The organism is Azospirillum sp. B506 (assembly GCF_000333595.1).
Lineage (GTDB): Bacteria > Pseudomonadota > Alphaproteobacteria > Azospirillales > Azospirillaceae > Azospirillum.
Genome location: NZ_BADK01000070.1, coordinates 1 through 5,050, shown reverse-complemented (window position 1 = coordinate 5,050; position 5,050 = coordinate 1). Strand labels below are relative to the sequence as shown.

4 protein-coding genes are annotated in these 5,050 nt (G+C 67.7%); all 4 read left to right on the top strand.

The annotated features are described in order from the left end of the window. Positions 1–79: 79 nt before the first annotated feature. Entirely contained in the window at positions 80–730 is a 651-nt protein-coding gene (locus tag I71_RS02345) for a glycosyltransferase (protein WP_244433579.1), read from the top strand. 94 nt (positions 731–824) lie between these two features. Further along, complete coding sequence (locus I71_RS02340; protein WP_042689804.1) at positions 825–1,178, top strand: hypothetical protein; 354 nt, start codon at positions 825–827, stop codon at positions 1,176–1,178. 103 nt (positions 1,179–1,281) lie between these two features. After that, entirely contained in the window at positions 1,282–2,433 is a 1,152-nt protein-coding gene (locus tag I71_RS02335) for an efflux RND transporter periplasmic adaptor subunit (RefSeq protein ID WP_042689800.1), read from the top strand. A gap of 6 nt (positions 2,434–2,439) precedes the next feature. Continuing rightward, positions 2,440–5,050 (top strand): efflux RND transporter permease subunit (locus tag I71_RS02330; protein WP_042689797.1); only part of this gene is annotated, 2,611 nt, incomplete at its 3' end.

Sequence of the window (5,050 nt, the reverse complement as noted above, 5' to 3'; positions counted from 1 at the left end):
ATGACGGCACCGACTACCGCCAGACGCTGCGGGTTGCCGGACTCGAGGATCCGCGGCTGGTCTTCACCCGACCCGGCGGGTGGGAGCCGGGGCGCCGGCCGCGCGCAATGCCGGACTGGCGGCGGCGCGGCTGGGGCTGGTGGCGCCGCTGGATGCCGACGACCGTTTCCGCCCCGGCCGGCTGTCCGCCCTGGCGCCGCTGGCCCTGGCGCATGGCGCCGCCTTCGACAATGTCGCCGTGGTCCGCGACGAGGACGATTCGCCCCTGCTGCGCCTGTATGAGGACGGGCAAGCCCCGGCCCTGCTGGATGGAGAGCGGTTCCTGGCGACCTCGGTGCCGATGTTTCCGGTGGTGCGGCGCGATCTGGTGCCGGGCTGGGACCAGGACGTGAATTTCTGCGACGATGTGGTCTTCAACGTCCGGCTGCTCGATGCCAGCGGCCCGGTGCCGCTGGTGGCGACGCCTTTCTATGAATACCGCCAGCGCGCCGGTTCCATCACCTTTTCCGCCGACAGCGGGGAGCGGGCGGAACGCTGCTACCGCCATGTGCTGGACCGGCTGGCCGACGACGGGCTGGGCATCCGCAACGAGGCCCTGCGCCACCGCTTCACCCGGGCGATCGCCGCCAAGCGCGCCCGCAACGCTGCCTTTCAGGCCGCCTTCAAGGCCGGACGCTGCGCCAATTTCCAGGAATTCCTGGCGCTGGAGGGAGCGCAGGCGGACGGGTAAGGCCCGGGAGGCCAAGCCCCTGCTGGTTTTTCTTTACCATTCTGTGTCAGCTTTGGTGCGTCGCACATCGCCGGACCGGACACGGGTAACTCCCATGAATGCCCCGACCTGCTGCCTCGCCCGCATTCCTGCCAATGGCAAGTTCTGGTTGAAGAACGCGCGGGTTGCTGACGGGTTATGCGATATCAGGATCGAGAGTGGCCGGATCCGCGCCCTGGTCCCGGCCGGCGAGTCGCCCTGCTGCGCGCCGGGACTCGACCTTGACGGTGGCGGGGTGCGACGGATGGACGCCGATGCTCCGGTGATGGCCGGTGCTCCGGCCGATCTGTGGGTGACGCTGTGCGGCGGCCGGACGGTGCCGATGCGGGCGGGAAAGCTTGAGATCGCAAAAGCCGGGGATGACAGGGATCACGGAAACGCGGTGGACATGGACGGTTCGGTCCGTTGAACCTTCTCGACTCCGGATGTGAACTGAACGATATAGTTCGGCTTGCCCGGTGCCTCTGTCGGTTGCGCTGCGGCAAAGCGAAACCCGTACGGATCCCGGTTCCATGCGTCACACGCTTCGCATCGTCGCGCTCCTCGTTCTGGCGGCACTCACGGGCGGAGCCTACTGGTATTTCGTGAAGCAGGGCGGGACCGTTGCCGGTTTGACCGCCATGGTGAACGGCGCGCTGTCCGGCGGTGTGCAGGCCCCGGGGGGCGCCTCCGCTGGCGGAGCCGGGGGAGCCAAACCGCCGGGGGGCGCACCGCCGATGCCGGTGGAGGCTACCCAGGTCCGCATCGGAACGGTCGAGCGGACGGTGACCGCCGTCGGTTCGCTGCTGTCCAACGAATCGGTGGTCGTCCGGCCCGAGATCGCCGGCCGCATCAGCGAGATCGCCTTCAAGGAGGGCCAGCGCGTCACCAAGGGCACGGTGCTGGTCCGGCTGGACGACGCCATCGCTCGTGCCACCCTGGCCCAGGCCCAGGCGAGCATCGCCTTCTCCCGGGCCGAGCTGTCGCGCGCCGACCAGCTGGTCCGCCAGAACACCGGCCCGCTGCGCAACCGCGAACAGGCCGCCGCCAAGCTTCTGGCCGACGAGGCGGCGGTGCAGCTGGCCAAGGCGCAGCTCGACAAGCAGGTCGTCACTGCCCCCTTCGACGGGGTGCTGGGCCTGCGCAAGGCGTCGGTCGGCGACTTCGTCCAGGCTGGCAAGGACATCGTCAACCTTGAGGACATCGATACGCTGAAGCTGGACTTCCGCGTGCCGGAGATGTTCCTGCCGGCGGTGAAGGTCGGGCAGACAGTGAAGGTGGCGGTGGATGCCTTCGGCGGGCGCAGTTTCGACGGCACGGTGTACGCCATCGACCCGCTGGTGGATGTGAACGGCCGCGCGCTGGCGATCCGCGCCCGTGTGCCCAATCCCGACGGCTCGCTGCGCCCCGGACTGTTCGCCCGCGTGTCGCTGACGCTGACCACGGTGCCGGACGCGGTGCTGATCCCCGAACAGGCCATCGTCGCCTTCGGCAAGGACCAGTTCGTCTTCAAGGTGGTGGACGGCAAGGTCGCCCAGACCCGCGTCGTGCTGGGCGAACGCCGCAACGCGGAGGTGGAGATCGCCAAGGGCCTCGCCCCCGGCGACATGGTGGTCACCGCCGGCCAGCTGAAGATCCGCGACGGTGTGCCGGTGACGGTGCTCCCGACCAAAGCCGGGAGCTGAGGCGTCATGGTCCTGTCCGACATTTCCATCCGCCGCCCCGTCCTGGCGACGGTGATGAGCCTCGCCCTGATGCTGATCGGCATCGTGTCGTACCAGCGCCTGTCGGTGCGCGAATATCCCAAGATCGACGAGCCGGTCGTCACGGTGGAGACGACCTACAAGGGCGCCTCGGCCCAGATCATCGAAAGCCAGGTCACCCAGACGCTGGAGGACAGCCTGGCCGGCATCGAGGGCATCGACGTCATGTCCTCGATCAGCCGGGCGGAGAAGTCGCAGATCACCCTGCGCTTCCGGCTGGACCGCAACGTCGATGTCGCCGCCAGCGACGTGCGCGACCGGGTGGGCCGTGTCCGCGCCCAGCTTCCCAGCGAGATCGACGAGCCGGTGATCGCCAAGGTTGAGGCCGACGCCCAGCCGATCATCTATCTTGCCTTCTCCTCCGACCGTCATTCGCCGCTGGAGGTGACCGATTTCGCCGACAGGTATGTCAAGGACCGGCTGCAGAACCTGCCTGGGGTGGCGCAGGTCCGCATCTTCGGCGAACGCCGCTTCGCCATGCGGCTGTGGCTCGATCCGCAGCGGATGGCGGCCTACCGGGTGACGCCGCAGGATGTCGAGAACGCGCTGCGCCGGCAGAATGTCGAGATTCCGGCCGGCCGCGTCGAGAGCGTGGCGCGCGAGTTCACCGTGGTGTCGGAAACCGACCTGCGCACCCCGCCGGAGTTCGAGGCCATCATCCTGCGCGACGATGCCGGCTATCTGGTCCGGCTGCGCGACGTCGGCCGGGCGGAGCTGGGTGCGCTGGACGAGCGGGTCAGCGCCCGCTTCAACGGCCGCGGCGCCGTCGCCATCGGCGTGGTGAAGCAGTCCACCGCCAACCCGCTGGACGTGTCGAAGGCGGTCAACGACGCGCTGCCGAAGATCACCGCCGCCCTGCCCGACGGCATGGGGGTGGACGTCGCCTATGACAGCTCCGTCTTCATCGCCAAGTCGATCGACGCGGTGTTCCATACCATCTTCGAGGCGATCGTTCTCGTCGTTCTGGTCATCTTCTTCTTCCTGCGCTCGCTGCGGGCGACGCTGGTCCCGCTGGTGACCATCCCGGTGTCGCTGATCGGCGGCTTCGCCCAGATGTATGCGCTGGGCTTCTCCATCAACACGTTGACCCTGCTGTCGATGGTGTTGGCCATCGGCCTCGTCGTCGACGACGCCATCGTCATGCTGGAGAACATCTTCCGCTATGTGGAAGAGGGGATGAACCCCTTCCAGGCGGCACTGAAGGGATCGCGCGAGATCGGCTTCGCCGTCATCGCCATGACGATTACGCTGGCGGCGGTGTACGCGCCGATCGGCTTCATGACCGGGCGTACTGGGCGACTGTTCACCGAATTCGCGCTGACGCTGGCCGGTGCGGTGATCGTGTCCGGCTTCGTGGCGCTGACCCTGTCGCCGATGATGTGTTCCAAGCTGCTGAAGCACGAGACGAAGCACGGCCTGTTCTACCGCGCCATCGAGCGCTTCCTGGAGGGGATGACCGACGGCTACCGCCGGCTGCTGCGCCTGTCCTTGCGGGCGCGGCCGCTGGTGCTGCTGGTCGGTCTCGGCGTCGCCGCCGCCAGCTATGTCCTGTTCACCGGCCTGAAGTCGGAGCTGTCGCCGGTCGAGGACCGCGGCACCATCGTCGGCATCGCCATCGCGCCGGAAGGCTCCACGCTGGACTACACCATGGGTTATGCCCAGCGGATGGAGGCGCTATTCCGCCAGATCCCGGTGCTGGAGAAGTTCTTCGTCGTCGTCGGCTTTCCGGTGGTGAACCAGGGCATCGCCTTTGTCCGCCTGATCGACTGGGACCAGCGCGAGGTGAAACAGCAGGCGATCACCGCCCAGCTTTTCCCCAAGATGTTCGGCATTCCCGGCATCCTCGGCTTCGTCACCAACCCGCCCTCGCTGGGCCAGAGCCCGATCGACAAGCCGGTGAACTTCGTCATCCAGACCTCGCTGCCCTTCGAGGAACTGCAGGCGATGGTCAACGCCATGATGGCGGAGGCCCGCAATTTCCCCGGTCTGACCAACCTCGACACCGACCTGAAGCTGAACAAGCCGGAGCTGCGGGTGTCGCTGGACCGCGACAAGGCGGCGGACCTGGGGGTGGATGTCGACACCGTCGGCCGCACGCTGGAAACCCTGCTGGGCGGCCGGCAGGTGACGCGCTTCAAGAAGGACGGCAAGCAGTATGACGTGATCGTCCAGGTGGCGAACGTCGACCGCCGCAACCCGGACGACATCGCCGGCATCTATGTCCGCGGCGGCACCTCCGCCACGGGGGGAGCCGGGCAGATGATCTCGCTCGCCAATCTGGTGAAGGTCGAGGAGCGGGTGGCGCCCAAGGAGTTGAACCACTTCAACAAGCTGCGCTCCGCCACCATCACCGCGACGCTGGCGCCGGGAACCTCGCTGGGCGAGGCGCTGGCGGTCATGCAGGCGGCGGCGAACAAGGTTCTGCCGGCCACCGCCCAGACCGACTATGCCGGCCAGAGCCGCGAGTTCCGGGAATCCGCCACCGGTCTCTACTTCGTCTTCATCCTGGCGCTGGCCTTCATCTATCTGGTGCGGCCGC

What these genes read in the sequence shown, in the direction of transcription:
- I71_RS02340 (WP_042689804.1), top strand. Translation starts at nt 825, where the DNA reads ATGAATGCCCCGACCTGCTGCCTCGCCCGCATTCCTGCCAATGGCAAG.
- I71_RS02335 (WP_042689800.1), top strand. Translation starts at nt 1,282, where the DNA reads ATGCGTCACACGCTTCGCATCGTCGCGCTCCTCGTTCTGGCGGCACTC.